The following is a 16,146-nucleotide window of genomic DNA, read 5'->3' on the forward strand; positions in this document are numbered from 1 at the left end:
GGGCCCCCCCCCCCCCCCCGGCCGCCCCCCCCCCGGGGGCGGGGCCCCGCCCCCCCCCCCCCCCCCCCCCCCCCCCCGTACGCCGGGGCCCCGGCCCCGCGGGGGGGGGCGGGGGCACCTGGGAGCCGTGTGGCGTACGGGGCCGGGCCGGCGCCTGGGCCGTGCCGCCGGGAGTGGAGATGGTGCGTGGCCGATAGGGGTTCGGCGGGCGTTCGGACAGGTGGCGGAGGGTCAGCCGGCAGTGGTGATCTGGCCGGTGACCTCGCCGAGGCCGATGCGCACGCCGTCCGGACCGGGGGCCCAGGCGGTGATCGTTACCTCGTCGCCGTCTTCGAGGAAGGCCCGCTTGCCGGTGGGGAGTTCCACCGGGTCGCGGCCCGCCCAGGTCAGTTCGAGCAGGCAGCCGCGCGCTTCGGGGTTCGGGCCGCTGATGGTGCCGGAGGCGAACACGTCGCCGGTGCGCAGCGTGGCGCCGTTCACGGTCATGTGCGCGAGCTGCTGCGCGGCCGTCCAGTACATGGCGGAGAACGGCGGGCGCGAGATGACGTGCCCGTTCAGCGCGACCTCCAGGCGGATGTCGAAGCCGTCGGGCTCGGCCGCGTCCGAGTCGTCCAGGTAGGGCAGCAGCGGGAAGTCCCGCGCCGGCGGCGCCGTACGGGCGTGGGTCAGCGCGTCCAGCGGGGTGACCCAGGCGGAGACCGAGGTGGCGAAGGACTTGCCGAGGAACGGGCCGAGCGGCACGTACTCCCATGCCTGGATGTCGCGCGCCGACCAGTCGTTGAGCAGGCTCACGCCGAAGACGTGGTCGGCGAAGGCGCCCAGCGGCACGGGCTTGCCCGGCTCGGACGGCGTGCCGACGACGAACGCCAGCTCCGCCTCGATGTCCAGGCGCTGCGACGGCCCGAAGGTGGGGGCGGCGTCGGCGGGCGCCTTGCGCTGGCCGGAGGGGCGGGGCACCGGGGTGCCGCTGACCACGATGGTGCCGGCGCGGCCGTGGTAACCGATGGGCAGGTGCTTCCAGTTGGGCGTCAGCGGGTCGCTGTTGGGCCGGAAGATCTGACCGACGTTACTGGCGTGGTGCTCGCTCGCGTAGAAGTCGACGTAGTCGGCCACCTCGTACGGGAGGTGCAGCGTGACGTCGGCCAGCGGCAGGAGGAGCGGTTCGACGGTCGCGCGCGCCGCCGGGTCGGTGAGGGCGCTGGTCAACTCCGCGCGGACGGCGGTCCAGACCGGGCGGCCGGCGGCGAGCAGCGGGTTGAGGGTGGGCGCGGCGAGCACGGCGGCGTGGGCGGAACCGGTGGCCTCGGCCAGCGCGTGCACATCCAGGACGTACGAGCCGAACCGGACGCCGATCCGCCGCCGCTGCGGCTCGTCGGCGGTGGTGAAGACGCCGTACGGCAGGTTGTGCGGACCGAAGGGGTCACCCTCGGCCAGGTCGAACGGGCTGTGCTGGGGCATGGGGTGCTGCCTCGCCTTCTCCTCGTCTCCAAGCTGGCAGGCCACAGACTACGTCGTGGATTTGCGGGTGGAAGGGGGGTGGAGGGCCGTTCCTGCGCGCCACGGCTGTTCGTTAATCGGACGGTGGGTCTTCTATATCGGTGCCTGCGTGCCGTATTTCGGAACTCGCTCCCCGGATTGCGGAGTTCCGCCGCGCCTTTCTCGCCCCGGGGCGGGCCTTCGGCGTGCGTGCTCGCCCGCGGTGGGGGGCTGGGGTGTGGGGGTGGGTGGTTGCGGGTTGCGGGTTGCGGGTTGCGGGTTGCGGGTTGTGGAGGTGTGGGCCGTGGGGTGTGGGTGGGTGTGTGGTGAGTGCGGTGATGGCCGGGGCGGCGTGGGTTGGATCGGGTTGGGTTGGGTGAGTTGGTCCGGATTGGGTTGAGTTGGATTGAGTTGAGTCGGGTGAGGGGCGGCGCGGGCTGGGGTGCGGGTCGGCTGCTGCCGGGTGTGCCGTTCGGTGCGCTGTGTGTACGGGATGTTCCTCACAGTTTGTGTGGTGGCGGAGGTGGGGGAGTCTGTGGAGGCGGCTGATGCGTACATGGCGGCAACCCCGGGGCTCCGGCTGGCACGGCCCCGTGGGGCGGGGTGTGGGCGGGGGTGAGTCGGGGGTGTGGGTGGCGGGCGTGGGTGCCCGGAGCGTGCGGGTGCTTGGGCGTGAGGGTGGCGCTGGGCGGCGTCAGGTGAGGCCGGGTGGGGCTGGGGCCCGTACGCCTCCTTGTGGGTGGGGTCGGCGAGGTGCACACGCCTCCATGCGGAGGGGATGGCTGAGGCGCGTACGCCACCTCGTAGGTGGGGTGGGTGAGGTGAAGGGGGCTGGCGGTGCGGAGTGGGGGTGTCCGTCGTGGGGGCGGCAGGTTCCTGCGGGCGCAACAGGTTCGGCGCGGCGGTGTGCGGGGCACCTCGGGGGGTAGCCGGGGGCGCGGGGCGGGGGCCGGGTCGCTCCCGGGTGGGCCGTTCGCCCAAGCGCCATCTGGTGGCAATCCGCCGGCAGCGCGGACGAATCCGTGCCGACCAGGGCATACCCGCCCGCGCAAGACGGACGATCCGGGTAAGTGATCTTGAAGCGCCGAACGATCCGGGGAGCGGCCCGGCCGGGAAGGCGCTCACGGTGATCGATACCCGACCGGATACGCTGCCTCGTGGTGGAGACAGCGACACATCGACATTCCACGTGATCGTAGGCAGACAGGAGTACCTCTCGTGACCGTCGTCGGGCCCCTTGGGCTGACCGTGCGGGACCAGGCTCTGGAAGCCGATACCCAAGCCGGGTTGGTGGCCGTCGAAGAGGGCCTGCTGGAGGCCACCAAAAGCGACGTGCCGTTCATCACGGAGGCCGCCCAGCACCTGGTGCGCGCGGGCGGCAAGCGCTTCCGGCCGCTCCTGGTGCTGCTGGCCGCACAGTTCGGGGACCCGCACGCGCCGGGCGTCGTACCGTCGGCCGTCGTCGTCGAGCTGACCCACCTGGCGACCCTCTACCACGACGACGTCATGGACGAGGCCGACGTACGCCGCGGCGTGGCCAGCGCCAACAGCCGCTGGGGCAACTCGCTCGCCGTCCTGACCGGTGACTTCCTCTTCGCCCGCGCCTCGCACATCCTGGCCGACCGCGGCCCGGAGGCGGTCCGCATCCAGGCCGAGGCGTTCGAACGGCTGGTCACCGGCCAGATCCTGGAGACGGCCGGACCGCGCGACGGCCGCGACCCGATCGACCACTACCTGGACGTCCTGGCCGGCAAGACCGGCTCGCTGGTCGCCGTCTCGGGCCGGCTCGGCGCGATGCTGGCCGGTGCCGACGAGAGCACCATCAGCGTGCTCACCCAGTACGGCGAGCGCCTCGGCATCGCCTTCCAGCTCGCCGATGACGTACTCGACATCGCCAGCGACTCGCACGAATCGGGCAAGACTCCCGGTACCGACCTGCGCGAGGGCATCGCCACGCTGCCGGTGCTGCACCTGCGGGCCCAGGCCCGCGCGACCGGCTCGACGGCCGACCGCGAACTGTGCGCACTCCTTGAGGGTGACCTCACGGACGACGCCCGGCACGCCGAGGTGCTGCACCGACTGCGCGCGCACCCCGCGCTGGAACAGGCCCGGCGCGACACCCTGCGGTACGCCGCCGAGGCCCGCGCCATGCTGGCCCCGCTTCCCCACGGCCCCGCACGGGTGGCCCTTGAGAGCCTGTGCGACGCGGTCGTCCACCGCGCCGGCTGACCCACCACGACCGCGCACCCCGCGGCCCGCGACCGGCGGTCCCTGGACGGACCGCCGGACGGGCGTCCCCGCGGGGGACACACGGGTTCCTGCCCGCACACCTGCCGTACCGGCCGTATCTGCTGTACCCGCCGTGCCCGCGAGGCAGTGGGGCGGTGAGCCCGCGAGGCGGCGGGGCTGCGGGTTGTTCGTGAGGCTGCGGGGCAGTCGGTTGGTGCGGCTGCGGGGCGGTGGGCTGCCGAGGTGCGGGCCCGCGCGTGTCCGAGGGGTGGCGCGGGGGCTCGGCGGGCCGGGGGCGTGGGCGCGTACGGGCGGAGCCACCTGTGCGGCAGCCGGACGAGCGGCCCGAGTTCCCGTACGCGGCCCTGGTCTTGCCCCGAGAACCCTGATCTTTCGTCGTACGGACGTCATCCCGCAGGGGTACGGGATGTTGCTCCTGCGGGGGGACGCTACGGGGCGGCGCTTTTGATGGGATGAAGAAGTCACCACACGGCGGAACGGGTCACAATGAACCCGAGGGTGGACGAGTGCGATGTTGATGGACCGCCGGCTGACGACGGAGGTAGAGCAGTGATGGCACGAACCCGATCGACACAGGCCACGGGAGACTGGGGCAACGAGCGCCCCGCGCGGCGACACAAAGCTGCGCGGTACGCCGTCCCGGTCGCGGTGGCGGGGGTGGCTGCGGCGACGATCGGGCTGGTCCCGGCGCTCGCCAACACCGGCGACCCCGACCTGCCGAAGATCACGGCTGAAGAACTCATAGCGAAGATCGCCGCATCGGACACGCAGCAGCTCTCCGGCTCGGTGAAGATCAGTACGGACCTGGGCATTCCCGGCCTCTCGGCGGGCTCCTCGCTGGGTGGGTTCGGCGGACTCGGCGGCGGCCACGGCGACTCCGACGAGGGCCCGGGCTCCGCCGCGCCGCAGGCCAAGCTGACGGAGCTGGCTGCGGGCTCGCACACGCTGCGCGTCGCCTTCGACGGCCCGGACAAGCAGCGCGTCTCGATCATCGAGGACGCCGCCGAGTACAGCCTGATCCACAACGCCGACCAGGTGTGGGCGTACGACAGCGGCAGCAACAGCGTCTACCACGCGACCGCTCCCCAGCACGACCGCTCGTACGGCAAGGGCAAGCAGGCGGAGAAGCTGCCGAAGGACCTCACCGACGCCACTCCGCAGGAGCTGGCCAAGAAGGTCCTGGCCGCGGCGGACGACACCACGTCCGTCTCGGTGGACGGCACGGCGAAGGTCGCCGGGCGCGATGCCTACCAGCTCAAGATCACGCCGCAGGGTGACACCACCCTCGGCGACATCCGGATCGCGGTGGACGCCGACAACGGCGTGCCGCTCAAGTTCACGCTCGCACCGAAGAGCGGTGGCAAGGCCGCCATCGAGGTGGGCTTCACCAAGGTCGACTTCGGCAAGCCGAAGGCCAGCACCTTCGACTTCACGCCGCCCAAGGGCGCCAAGGTCACCGAGCAGAAGGACCTCGACCGCAAGGCCGACAAGGCGCTGCCGCGCGAGGAACTGGACGTCAAGGACCTCTCCGGGCTGAACGTGATCGGTGAGGGCTGGGGCACGGTCGCCAAGCTCAAGCTGCCCGGCGGCGTGCCCACCGGCGAGCAGGGCGACAGCGACGAGGGCGCCGTTGCCCAGCAGTTCCTGGACAAGCTCGGCGACAAGGTCAAGGGCGACTTCGGCAGCGGCACGGTGTTCTCCACCCGCCTGGTCAACGCCCTGCTGACGGACGACGGCGCCGTCTACGTCGGCGCGGTCGGCAAGGACACGCTGATCGAGGCCGCCAACGCGGGCAAGTAGCCGGCGCGGAGCGAGCACGGGGGCCCCCGCCGCGGCCGCCCCCCGCCCCGGGCCGCCCGCCCCGCCGCCCCCCCCGGACCGGCGGACACCGGATGGGCGGGCGGCACCCCGCCCGTCCGACACGGTCCGGACCGCCCGACGATCGGCCCCGCTGATCGGCACCCGGCCGCCCGGTCGTGCGCCCGCCCTCGCGGTACGCACCTCCGGGCGGCCTTGCCGCGCAGCCGCCCGGCCCCGCCCTCCGTACGCCGCTGCCACCCGCCGCGGCCCGGCCCGCGACACCCGCCTAAGCCACCTCGGCCCCGACCTCCTGGTCGCGACCACCCCCAGCCCCACGGCCGTGGCCGACCCCAGGACCAGCCCGCCGGCCAGCCTCAACCCCGTGGCCAGCCCCAGCCCCAGGATCAGCCCCACAACCACGGCTAACCCCATGGCCACGGCCAGTACCACCGCCACACCCCAGACCGCACAGGCCCCACCCGCCGTGGCCACCCGGGCCAGCGCGCTTCCAACCTTGACTCCGACCCGGTCCCGGCCGTGCGCATGGCGCCGGCGCCGGGTGCTTCGGCGCGGCCCGTCGCCCCCGCGGCGGCCGGCCCCGGCGAACTGGGCACTCCCGCGGGCACCAGCCCACCCACCACCCGCCGCGTCCGCACGGACACCGAGCACCGTGCGGTCACCGAGCACCGCGCGTGCCCCAGGGCCCGTGCGTTCCCCCTGGTCCGTGGGGAGCCCGTGGTCCGTGGGCAGCCCATGGACCGTGGCGGGGCTGAGTGACGGGCACGGCTCCGGACGGCGGCCCACCGCGCCGGCCGGGACGGGTGTGCCGCACGGGCCCCGACACCCGTCCCTGCGGACGAGCGGGGGCGGTCCGTGGGTGACCAGGCGTTGCGTCCAGGCCGGGCCGGTGAGCCCCGCGGGGGCGGCCCGCCCAACCGCACCGGCCCCGCACCCCCGCGACATGGCCCCGCATCCGTCACCTGAGGCATGCGCGGGGCCCCGGCCACACCCTTCTGACCTGGACGGGGCCGGGCAGGACAGTGGCGGGGCCGCCGTCGTGAACCCCGCGGGGTGACACTGGGGCGGAGGACAGGGCGTCGTACGGTCAGGTGAAGATCGGTTGTACGCGGGGAGCCGGCCTGGTGGGTCGGGGCGGCTGCCGGGTAGGGCGACGTACGAGAGACACGAGAAGCCGCGCATGCGGACCGTTGGCACGAACCGGGTGAAGGCCCGGACGACGAAGGGGGAGCCTGTGGACGAGCCGGCCGCCGGAGCGACGCCCGCGGGGGAGACCCGCGGGCTCACGAAGCGGTACCGGGGTGGGCAACTCGCCGTGGACGGGCTCGACCTGGTCGTGCCGCGCGGCAGCGTCTTCGGCTTCCTCGGGCCCAACGGCTCGGGGAAGACGACCACCATCCGGATGCTGGTGGGCCTGATCGAGCCGACATCGGGCGCCGCCAGGCTGCTCGGCGCGCCCATGCCGCGCGCCTCCCGCCACGTCCTGCCCAAGGTCGGCGCACTGATCGAGGGGCCCGCGCTGTACGGCTTCCTGTCCGGCCGGGACAACCTCATCAGGTACGACGCCGCCGACCCGACCGCCGATCCGCACACCCGCCCGGCCCGGGTCGCCGCGGCCCTCGACCGGGTGGGCCTGACGGCGGCGTCCGGGAAGAAGGCCCGTGCGTACTCGCTGGGCATGAAACAGCGCCTGGGCCTCGCCGCCGCTCTGCTCCAACCGCGTGACCTGCTCATCCTGGACGAGCCGACCAACGGCCTCGACCCACAGGGCATGCGCGAGATCCGCACCCTGATACGAGAACTCGCCGACGACGGCATCACGGTCTTCCTCTCCTCCCATCTGCTCGACGAGATCGAGCACGTGTGCACCCATGCGGCCGTCATGGCGCAGGGACGCCTGATCACCCAGGGCACGGTCGCGGAACTGGCGGCCGACACCCGCGGCCGGCTCGTCGTCACCACCCCCGACACGGCCGATGCGGTCCGCGTCCTCAAGGAGTACGGAGTGACCGACCTCGAAGTCACCGGCGACCGGATCACGGGCGAACCACCCCTGCTCCAACCCCCGGACGGCGCCCCCGCCGACCTCGCCGAACTGAACGCCACCCTCGTCCACGCCGGCGTCCGCGTACGCGGATTCGGTACGGAACGGGCCTCCCTTGAGGACGCGTTCGTCGCACTGACCGGGGAGGGCTTCGATGTCGCGGGCTGAGCGGGCTGAGCGAGCCGCGCCGGCCGGGCATGGAGAGCCGACCGATCAGAGCGAGCCGGCTGCTGAGCCGGCGGAACCTGCCGCCAGGCAGGCGGAACCCGTCACCGGACCGACGGAACCGGAGGCGCAGGTCGAGCCGCCGACGCCGGAACCAGCGCCCGGGCCTGCGGAGCGAGCCGCCCCGCCGGAGCTGCCCGAGCCAGGCGAGCCGGCACAACGAGCAGGGCGTGCAGCGTCGCCCGAGCCGGCGGGGTCGGCGCTGCCGGAGCCACCAGGACCAGCGATGCCAGAGTCGTCGCAGCCAGAGACGGAGGTGCGTACCGTGTCGTCCGGTACCGACGAACGCGCTGGTGAGGCCAGCTCGACGCGCGTCACCCGGCCCGCTGGCCACGGCGCGGACGGGCCCCTGCTCGCACCCCGTGGCGGCGGAGCCGTCGCGCTGCCCCGCAGCACGAGCGCCCTGTGGTCGCTGGCCCTGTTCCGCAGCGAACTGGGCATCACCTTCCGCCGCTGGCGCACTCTCGCCCTGCTTGCCGTGCTCGCCCTGGTACCGATCCTGGTCGGCATCGCCGTGAAGATCGAGACCAGCGACGGCGGCACCATCGGCGACGGCGGCGGGGGCGACGGCGGGGGCCCGGCCTTCCTCACCCAGGTCACCAACAACGGCATCTTCCTCGTCTTCACCTCCCTCGCCGCGACACTGCCGGTCTTCCTGCCGATGGCGGTCGGGGTGATAGCCGGCGACTCCATCGCCGGCGAGGCGAGTGCGGGAACGCTGCGCTACCTCTTGGTGGCCCCGGCCGGCCGGACCCGGCTGCTGCTGGTCAAGTACGTCACGGCGCTGGTGTTCTGCCTGGCCGCCACCCTGACGGTGGCGCTGGTCGCGTTGGGAGTCGGGGCGCTGCTCTTCCCGTTGGGCGACGTCACCCTGATCTCTGGTACGCGCATTTCCTTCGCGGAGGGGATCGGCCGGGCCACGGTGGTCGCGGCGGTGGTCGCGCTCTCCCTGGTCGGGCTGACCGCCCTCGGCCTGTTCATCTCGACGCTCACCAACAGCGGCATCGCGGCGATGGCCGCAACCGTCGGGCTGCTCATCACGGTGCAGATCCTGGACAGCATCCCCCAACTGCACGTGATCCATCCGTACCTCTTCTCCCACTACTGGCTGAGCTTCGCCGACCTCCTCAGAGATCCCGTCTACTGGGACGAGATCGTCAAGAACCTCGGTCTCCAGGGTCTGTACGTGGCCGTCTTCGGCTCCCTCACCTGGGCGCGGTTCACCTCCCGCGACATCACGGCCTGACCGACGCGGTCCGAGCGGCCGGGGCACTCCTTTCCCCCGGCCGCACCCGCCGGCACCCCGTGCGTCTGCCCGATGGGGCCGGCGGGGCGGGTGGGGGGGGGGGGGGGGGGGGGGGGGGGGGGGGGCGCGGCGCCCCCCCCCCCCCGCGAGACCGGCCCGTTCAGGGACCGGTGCTCGGTCCGCGCCGGTGACGCGGCGACAGACGGGTTAGCGCGACGTGGAGAGCGTCCATATCGCGTGCGCTATGACGTCGCTGTTCCGGTCGAGTGCGGTGTCGTTGATGTTGGCGGTGGTGTCGCACGAGCGGTGGTAGCAGCGGTCGAACGCCTGGCCCGCGGTGCCGCCCCACTTCTGGGCCTGGGCCGCGGTCTTGACGCGGCCGGCGCCGGTGAACAGCCCACCGACCGGTATGCCGACCCGCTGGAACGAGGCGTGGTCCGAGCGGCCGTCGCCCTCGGTCTCGATCTCGGTGGCGACGCCCTTGGCGGCGAACCACTCCTTGAACACCGCCTCCAGCCGCCGGTCGTCGTCATAGACGAAGTAACCGGGGTTGGGCGACCCGACCATGTCGAAGTTGAGGTACGCGTCGATCTTCGACCGCTCGGTGCTCGGCAGGCTGTTCACGTAGTGCCGCGAACCGAGGATGCCGAGCTCCTCCGCGCCCCACCAGGCGAAACGCAGGTGCTGGGTCGGCTTGAGGCCCTCACGGGAGACCGCCAGCGCGGATTCGAGGATGGCGGCGGAGCCCGAGCCGTTGTCGTTGATGCCAGCGCCTGCGGACACCGAGTCCAGGTGGGCTCCCGCCATCACCACGTTCTGCGGGTCACCACCGGGCCAGTCGGCGATCAGGTTGTACCCGGTGGCTCCGCTGGCGGTGAACTGCTGGACGGTCGTGGTGTACCCGGCGGCGTCCAGCTTCGCCTTGATGTAGTCGATCGAGGCCCGGTAGCCGGGGCGGCCGTGCGCACGGTTCCCACCGTTCCGCGAGGCGATCGACTGGAGCTGGTTCAGGTGGGCCTTGACGTTGGCCACCGGGATGTCGGGGGCGGCGAAGGCGGACGGGCTGCTCGCCGTGGTGTGCGCCGCCGCGGGTGTGGCGGAGGCCGTGGTGGCCGGCGAGGCGGCGATCAGCCCGGCGAGGGCTCCGGCGGCGGCGGTCGCCGTGGCGGCCCGGCGAAGCCAGGACGTCCGAGGCAAGGGGGAAGCGCTACGTGTGGGGTGCGTTGACATACGAGGCTCCAGGTTTCCGGAATCCGAACGGATAGGACGGAACGAACAGCTCGCTGGGCGACGCCCACGCCCTGAGGTCGGGGAGCGCCAATGAGGCGAGAGGGGGAGCAGTTTGACGCGTGCATGATGCTCTGGTGTCTGCTCCACCAAGGTCAAGAGGAATTCCGGACACCGCTCCCCGCATACCGTTCACACCCGGTCTGAGCAGCGGATGCCCCGCCTTTCCGTGGCTATCTCAGTCGTCATCGCAGCCTCATCGCAGTGTTGGCCTCAGTCGTCATGGCAGTGGTCGTTCCAGCCCTTCACCGCAGTGGTCGCCCCAGCCGTCACCCGCCAGCCACACCCGCGGCCGGTGGTGCCGGTGGCCGCCAGCCGCGGCACTGCGCCGGGCGGCGAACGCCCAGGTGGGAGCCTGCGGGACCGCACGCTTGTTGGCGCGGCCGGCGCGGCCGGCGCGGCCGGCGCGGCCATCGGGTCTGACCGAGCTCCGCCGGGTTTGGCGGGTGCGGCGGAGCTCTGCGTGTGCGGTGGCGGGGCTGATGGCGTGATCGTCGTCGGGCCCGACGTGCGAGGCGATGGGTTGGCGAGCTATCCCACCTGGGGTTCAGGCAGCACTCGATGCCGGTCGAAGAACCGCCCGGGCCGGCTGTCGAAGGTCAGTGCAGGCAGAACTCTCCTCCCTCTGGATCGGTCATGACGACCCACTCGGTGCCGCCGCGGGCTCTGCGCTCGTGGACCACCGCGCCGAGCGCCTCCAACCTGGCCACCTCACTCTCCAACGCACCCGGCGGGCTGTGGAGGTCGAGATGGAGTCGGTTCTTGACGACCTTGGGTTCGGGGACCCGCTGGAAGAGGATGCGCCGTCCGCGACCCAGGTCGCTGTCGGGGTCGAAGGGGTCGTCGGGATGCCGGACGGCAATGAGGTCGCGCCAGGCCAGGTGCCCCTGGAACTCGACGGTCTCCTGCTCGTCGACCGCGCCCACGGCCAGCAGGCGTGAGATCAGCCGGCTGTTGTCCTCGACCCGGTAGTGCAGGGCGGCAGCCCAGAACGCGGCCTGCTGGTGGGGGTCCGCGGCATCGATGACCACTTTCCAGGCGAGGGGGGTCGTCTCCATGTCTGTCTCCTCTTGAGGCGGTCCGCGCTCTCCGCGGACCTGCGTTGCGGGCTCGGCCGGCTCAACTTGCTGGGGAAGTCGTCGCGTTGTCGGCGAAGGCTGCCGATGGAGGGGCGGCCCTCCAGGGCCGCGGCCCTGCCCTCCACAGGTCCCTTTCCCACTTCTCCCGGGCCGTGAAACCAGTTATAGTGGTTACATGAGCGAGATGGCAATGGGATTGATCCTCAAGTCGCCTGAAGGGACGTCCTTCCGCTTCGACCCCGGGGCGCTGTGCCTGGAGTTGGTGCCGACTGGTGGCCCGGGCCTGTTCGTGCGGTACGAGGTGCTGCACCAGCCCGCGGACCTCGCCGACTGGGCGGCGCGTTCACGGCTCAGCCCCACGCCGGAGGTCGAGGTGTCGCCGGAGGAGTTGGTGGCGGCCCGACAGTTGCGGGACGCGGTGCTGAGCATGGCGGCCGACCAGGCGCATGACCGACCGCTGGACCCCGCCGACCTCGCCATAGTCAATGCGGCTGCGGCCCACCCACCGCTGGTGCCGCGGCTGGACGGCCCCGCCGAGCGCCACTGGGACGAGCCGGCGACCGGCCGTCAGTTGCTGTCGACGGTGGCCCGTGACGCGATCGAGCTGTTCTCCGGCCCCCATGCGGACCGTGTCCGGGAATGCGCGACGGACAACTGCTACCTGCTGTTCGTGGACACCTCACGCCCAGGCCGGCGCCGGTGGTGCTCCATGCAGCGCTGCGGCAACCGCCACAAGGTGCGTGCCCTGCGCGCCCGCCAGGCGGTGCCCGACGACGGCTTCTCCGACCTGCCGAAGGATTCCCCCATGCCCCAGGACACGCCAGGTGAGAGCGGCGCCAGCACCCGACGCGGCCCGAGCTCAGGCCCGTCCGAACCCGGCGCCGGGAGCGAGCGGCCGGTGGGACTGACGCAGGACGCCGGATGGGAGATCGGCGTGTCCAAGACGCTGCCGCATCCACCGTCCGTGGTCTGGGACTTCATCAGCGGAGACGAGGGCATCGCCATCTGGCTCGGATCCGGGGCTGAGCTGCACCAGCAGAAGGGGACGACGTACGAGACCGAGGACGGCACCACCGGCGAGATCCGTGGCTACCGGCCGGGCGACCGCATCCGGCTGACCCACCGGCTGCCCGGCAGCACCACGGACACCACGATCCAGGTGGCCGTCTCCCGGGCCCGTTCCGGTGAGAAGGCGGTGCTCAGGTTCCACCAGGAGAGGCTGGCCGACGAAGCCGAGCGGGCCGAGCGGCGCGAGCATTGGAAACGGGTGATGGCCCACGTCGCCGACGCCCTGGGCTGACCGGTTCCGCCGCGCCGCCGACGGCCGGCGGCGCGGGCTGGCCCGGAGCGGCCGGGCGGGTGCTCGGGCCACAGGCGCTCACGGGCGCGGGACGCCGGAGCCCGGAGAGACGGGGGGTTCGCCCGGCGCTGCGGCCCCGGCCGGGGCCGGGGCGGCGGTTTGGTCGGGCGCCTCCGTGGCCCGGGTGGCCGGGGGTTCCACGCCCGCCGCGGCCAACGGGGCTTCCGGGGCCGTCGCTGAGGAGGCCACCACGGACTCGCCGGGGTGGACCGTGGCGGCAGCGCCGGCCCGGGCCGCCGCCGCGCGCAGTGCGGCCCGCGAGCGGCGCGCGGTCCTTAGGGCGTCCCAGGTCAGCAGGGCCAGGGCCAGCCAGACGAGGGCGAAGCCGGCCCACCGCTCGATGGGCATCTCCTCGTGGAAGACCACCAGACCGAGTACGAACTGAGAGGTCGGCGCGATGTACTGCATCATCCCGATCGTGGACAGCGGCAGCCGGACGGCCGAGGCGCCGAAGCAGATCAGCGGCAGTGCGGTGATGAACCCACAGCCCACCAGCAGCAGCCCGTGCCCCACGCCCTCGCTGGTGAACGTGCTGTCGCCGCGTGCGCCCAGGAAGATCAGAAAGCCGAGCGCCGGCAGGAACTGGATACCGGTCTCGGCCGCGAGCGACTCAAGGCCGTCCAGCCCGAGGCGCTTCTTGATCAGGCCGTAGGTGCCGAACGAGAAGGCCAGGGTCAGCGCGATCCACGGCGGCTTGCCGTAGCCGACCGTCAGGACCGCCACGGCGGCCACGCCGACGCCGACCGCCGTCCACTGGACCCTGCGCAGCCGCTCATGCAGCAGCAACACCCCGAAAGCGATGCTGACCAGCGGATTGATGAAGTACCCCAGGGCCGCCTCGACCACATGGCCGGAGTTCACGCCCCAGATGTAGACACCCCAGTTGACGGACATCACGGTGGCGGCGACCGCTATCAGTCCCAGCCGCTTGGGCTGTCGCAGCAGTGGTCCGATCCACGACCAGCGGCGCAACACCAACAGGATGATCACCACGGCGCCGAGCGACCACACCATCCGGTGCGCAAGGATCTCGACCGCCCCGGTCGGCTCCAGCAGCGGCCAGTACAGAGGGAAGAGGCCCCACATGCCGTACGCGGCGAAGCCGTATGCAAGACCCGTGCGCGTCTCGTTGGCCGACGTCAACGCTTCCTCCCCGGCTGGCCACCACAGTGGCGGCGACGAGTCGAACGTAGCGTCGCGGTGGGCAGTCTGTCAGCCCCGTCCTGGCATACGGTCATGACATTCGGCGGGGCCCGCGACACGCCACGGCCGCCCTGGCCGTGCCGTACGCCCGCCATACCCGTGGTGAACTGCGAGAAGGGTGAGGCGTGTGAGGCGTACGGGCAGCCATGGGGCGGCCGTGGGGGTGGGGCGGGCCGAGGCGGAGTGACTAACGCAACGCCAGCGCCGCCGCGATGGACTCGGCGATCGGCGTCGTCGGGCGCCCGATCAGACGGGCCAGATCGCCACTCGTGCCGGCCAGCGAGCCGCGCTCGATGGCGGAGTCGACGTCGACCAGGATCGCGGCGAACGGCTCCGGCACACCGGCGCCGGTCAGGATCTCCTGATGGGCGTCGGCGGAGAGGGCGGAGTAGCTGACCGGCTTGCCGGACTGGGCCGCGACCTCGGCCGCGTACTCCGCGAAGCTCCAGGCCACGTCGCCGCTCAGCTCGTACGCGGCCCCCTCGTGCCCCTCTCCGGTCAGCACGGCGACCGCCGCCGCGGCGTAGTCGGCACGGGCCGCCGAGGCCACCCGGCCCTCGCCCGCGTTGCTCACCACGGCCCCGTGCTCAAGGATGGTCGCCAGCCGGCCGGTGTAGTTCTCGTGGTACCAGCCGTTGCGCAGGAAGACGTGCGGCAGGCCGGAGTCGAGGATGGCCTGTTCGGTCACCTTGTGCTCGGCGGCCAGTTGGAAGTCGGCGGCGGGGCCGCCCCGGATGCCGGTGTAGGCGAGCAGCGCGACGCCCGCCTCCATGGCGGCGTCGATCACGGCCAGGTGCTGCGGCACGCGCTGCCCGACCTCGCTGCCCGAGATGAACAGCACCCGCTCGCCGGCGCGGAAGGCACCCGCCAGCGTCTCCGGCTGGCCGTAGTCGGCGATGCGCAGCTCCACGCCGCGTGCGGCCAGGTCGGCGGCCTTGGCGCGGTCGCGTACGACGGCGGCGATCTCGCCGGCGGGCAGCTCGCCCGCGGCGACCTTGGCCAGCAGCCCTTCGATGACGAGCTGGCCGAGCTGACCGGTGGCTCCGGTGACGACGATCATGTGTCTCTCCTCGTGAGAACGTGTCCAGTCACCGTAAGCGCCTCACTAACCATTCGTAAGTACCCACTTTGAAGTACGGTACTAGTATCAAGGGAAGGTGGCCTGACATGCGGAAACAGGGTGACGGGATGGACGTGATGCAGGTCAGAGAGGTGCCAGGTGGGAGCGTTGACGCTGCTCACCCGGCTGGCGCCGCCGACCCTGCCAGCCCTGCCAGCAGCGCCAGCCCTGCTGGCACTGTGGGAACTGCGGGTCCCGACGGCCCGGCCGGCTCCGCCGGGGCCGAAGCGCGGCAGCTCGATGCGCTCGACGTGCCGAAGCCGCCGGACGTGCATGCGCCGATGTGCCCGTCGCGGCTGATCCTTGAGCACGTGACCAGCCGCTGGGGCGTGCTGGCGCTGGCGGCGTTGCGGGAGCGTACGCACCGGTTCAGCGAACTGCGGCGACGGGTCGGCGGCGTCAGCGAGAAGATGCTCGCCCAGACCCTCCAGACGCTGGAGCGGGACGGTTTCGTGCACCGGGTGGCCTATCCGGTGATCCCGCCGCGCGTGGAGTACTCGCTGACCCCGTTGGGGGAGGAGGCCGCGGCGCAGGTGTGGGCGCTGGCCCGGTGGTCGGAACAGCGGGTGCCCGAGGTGCTGGCGGCCCGCGAGCAGTACGACGTACGACGCGGCGACGGGGCGGGGGCCGGAGCCGCTGCGGCCGGCGCCGAGCCCAGCGGTGGTGGCGCGGGGCGCGCCGGCCACAGGCGCGGGGCGCCGGCCCGGCAGAAGGGCCGATGACAAGGCGCCAACAAGGTGCCGACAAGGCCGTGGCCCGACCCCGGGAGTTGCGGGTCGGGCCATCAAGACGCCCGTACGGTGCCGGGCGCAGACGGCGCCGGGTGGCGGTGGGCGGGGCCGGCCGAGTGGTGCGGCCGGCCTGCTCCCGTAGCGCGGCTGCCGCGGGTCGGCACCGACCCGACCTGGGCCGACCCGGGCCGGTCCGCCGTCGGCGTGCCCTGCGGCCTGCGGTTATCCGGCCACGGTCCAGGTGTCGGTGCCGTGGAGGAGGTTGGCGAGGTCGCCCTTGCCCTGGTTTTCGATGGCGTGGTCGAGT

At 72.7% G+C, this 16,146-nt stretch carries 11 protein-coding genes and 2 pseudogenes; 8 read left to right on the top strand and 5 right to left on the bottom strand.

Features of this window, described 5'->3' with window-relative positions:
- A partial coding sequence (locus tag AAHZ94_RS12405; protein ID WP_349992894.1) for a hypothetical protein occupies positions 1–197 on the top strand: 197 nt, incomplete at its 5' end.
- Between the two features lie 34 nt (positions 198–231).
- On the opposite strand, the gene fahA is transcribed toward AAHZ94_RS12405, so the two are convergent.
- On the bottom strand, positions 232–1,458 hold the full coding sequence (gene fahA, locus AAHZ94_RS12410) for a fumarylacetoacetase (RefSeq protein ID WP_349992895.1): 1,227 nt from the start codon (positions 1,456–1,458) through the stop codon (positions 232–234).
- A 1,236-nt stretch (positions 1,459–2,694) separates the two neighbouring features.
- Between fahA and AAHZ94_RS12415 the strand changes: the two genes are divergently transcribed.
- The 5 genes from AAHZ94_RS12415 to AAHZ94_RS12435 all read left to right on the top strand — a co-directional run bounded on the left by AAHZ94_RS12415 (position 2,695) and on the right by AAHZ94_RS12435 (position 9,250).
- Positions 2,695–3,705: a polyprenyl synthetase family protein gene (locus tag AAHZ94_RS12415; RefSeq protein ID WP_349992896.1), complete on the top strand. Its 1,011-nt coding sequence runs from the start codon at positions 2,695–2,697 to the stop codon at positions 3,703–3,705.
- Between the two features lie 573 nt (positions 3,706–4,278).
- Positions 4,279–5,526 (top strand): LolA family protein, encoded by a 1,248-nt coding sequence (locus AAHZ94_RS12420; RefSeq protein WP_349992897.1) that lies wholly within the window; start codon positions 4,279–4,281, stop codon positions 5,524–5,526.
- A gap of 1,252 nt (positions 5,527–6,778) precedes the next feature.
- A complete protein-coding gene (locus AAHZ94_RS12425) occupies positions 6,779–7,756 on the top strand; it encodes an ABC transporter ATP-binding protein (protein WP_349992898.1) in 978 nt (325 codons plus the stop codon).
- A gap of 406 nt (positions 7,757–8,162) precedes the next feature.
- Positions 8,163–9,059: an ABC transporter permease gene (locus tag AAHZ94_RS12430; protein ID WP_502964653.1), complete on the top strand. Its 897-nt coding sequence runs from the start codon at positions 8,163–8,165 to the stop codon at positions 9,057–9,059.
- A gap of 59 nt (positions 9,060–9,118) precedes the next feature.
- Positions 9,119–9,250, top strand: a complete 132-nt coding sequence (locus tag AAHZ94_RS12435) for a hypothetical protein (RefSeq protein WP_349992900.1) — start codon at positions 9,119–9,121, stop codon at positions 9,248–9,250.
- A 16-nt stretch (positions 9,251–9,266) separates the two neighbouring features.
- Here the strand turns inward: AAHZ94_RS12435 and AAHZ94_RS12440 are convergent, their stop codons facing one another.
- A complete protein-coding gene (locus tag AAHZ94_RS12440) occupies positions 9,267–10,256 on the bottom strand; it encodes a M28 family metallopeptidase (protein WP_349992901.1) in 990 nt (329 codons plus the stop codon).
- A gap of 689 nt (positions 10,257–10,945) precedes the next feature.
- Positions 10,946–11,404, bottom strand: coding sequence for a VOC family protein (locus AAHZ94_RS12445; RefSeq protein ID WP_349992902.1), 459 nt, complete (start codon positions 11,402–11,404; stop codon positions 10,946–10,948).
- A 196-nt stretch (positions 11,405–11,600) separates the two neighbouring features.
- On the opposite strand from AAHZ94_RS12445, the pseudogene AAHZ94_RS12450 reads away from it, so the two are divergent.
- Positions 11,601–12,188: pseudogene (locus tag AAHZ94_RS12450) on the top strand (CGNR zinc finger domain-containing protein); the annotation flags it as partial.
- Positions 12,189–12,803: 615 nt separating this feature from the next.
- On the opposite strand, the gene rarD reads toward AAHZ94_RS12450, so the two are convergent.
- On the bottom strand, positions 12,804–13,871 hold the full coding sequence (gene rarD / locus AAHZ94_RS12455; protein WP_502964654.1) for an EamA family transporter RarD: 1,068 nt from the start codon (positions 13,869–13,871) through the stop codon (positions 12,804–12,806).
- 304 nt (positions 13,872–14,175) lie between these two features.
- Positions 14,176–15,048 carry an SDR family oxidoreductase gene (locus tag AAHZ94_RS12460; RefSeq protein WP_349992904.1) on the bottom strand — a complete coding sequence of 291 codons (873 nt, stop codon included), beginning with the start codon at positions 15,046–15,048 and terminating at the stop codon, positions 14,176–14,178.
- A gap of 341 nt (positions 15,049–15,389) precedes the next feature.
- Here AAHZ94_RS12460 and AAHZ94_RS12465 point away from each other — a divergent pair.
- Positions 15,390–15,719 (top strand): annotated as a pseudogene (locus AAHZ94_RS12465) (winged helix-turn-helix transcriptional regulator); the annotation flags it as partial.
- Positions 15,720–16,146 lie beyond the last annotated feature (427 nt).

Source organism: Streptomyces sp. HSW2009 (assembly GCF_040240285.1).
Taxonomy (GTDB): Bacteria; Actinomycetota; Actinomycetes; order Streptomycetales; family Streptomycetaceae; genus Streptomyces.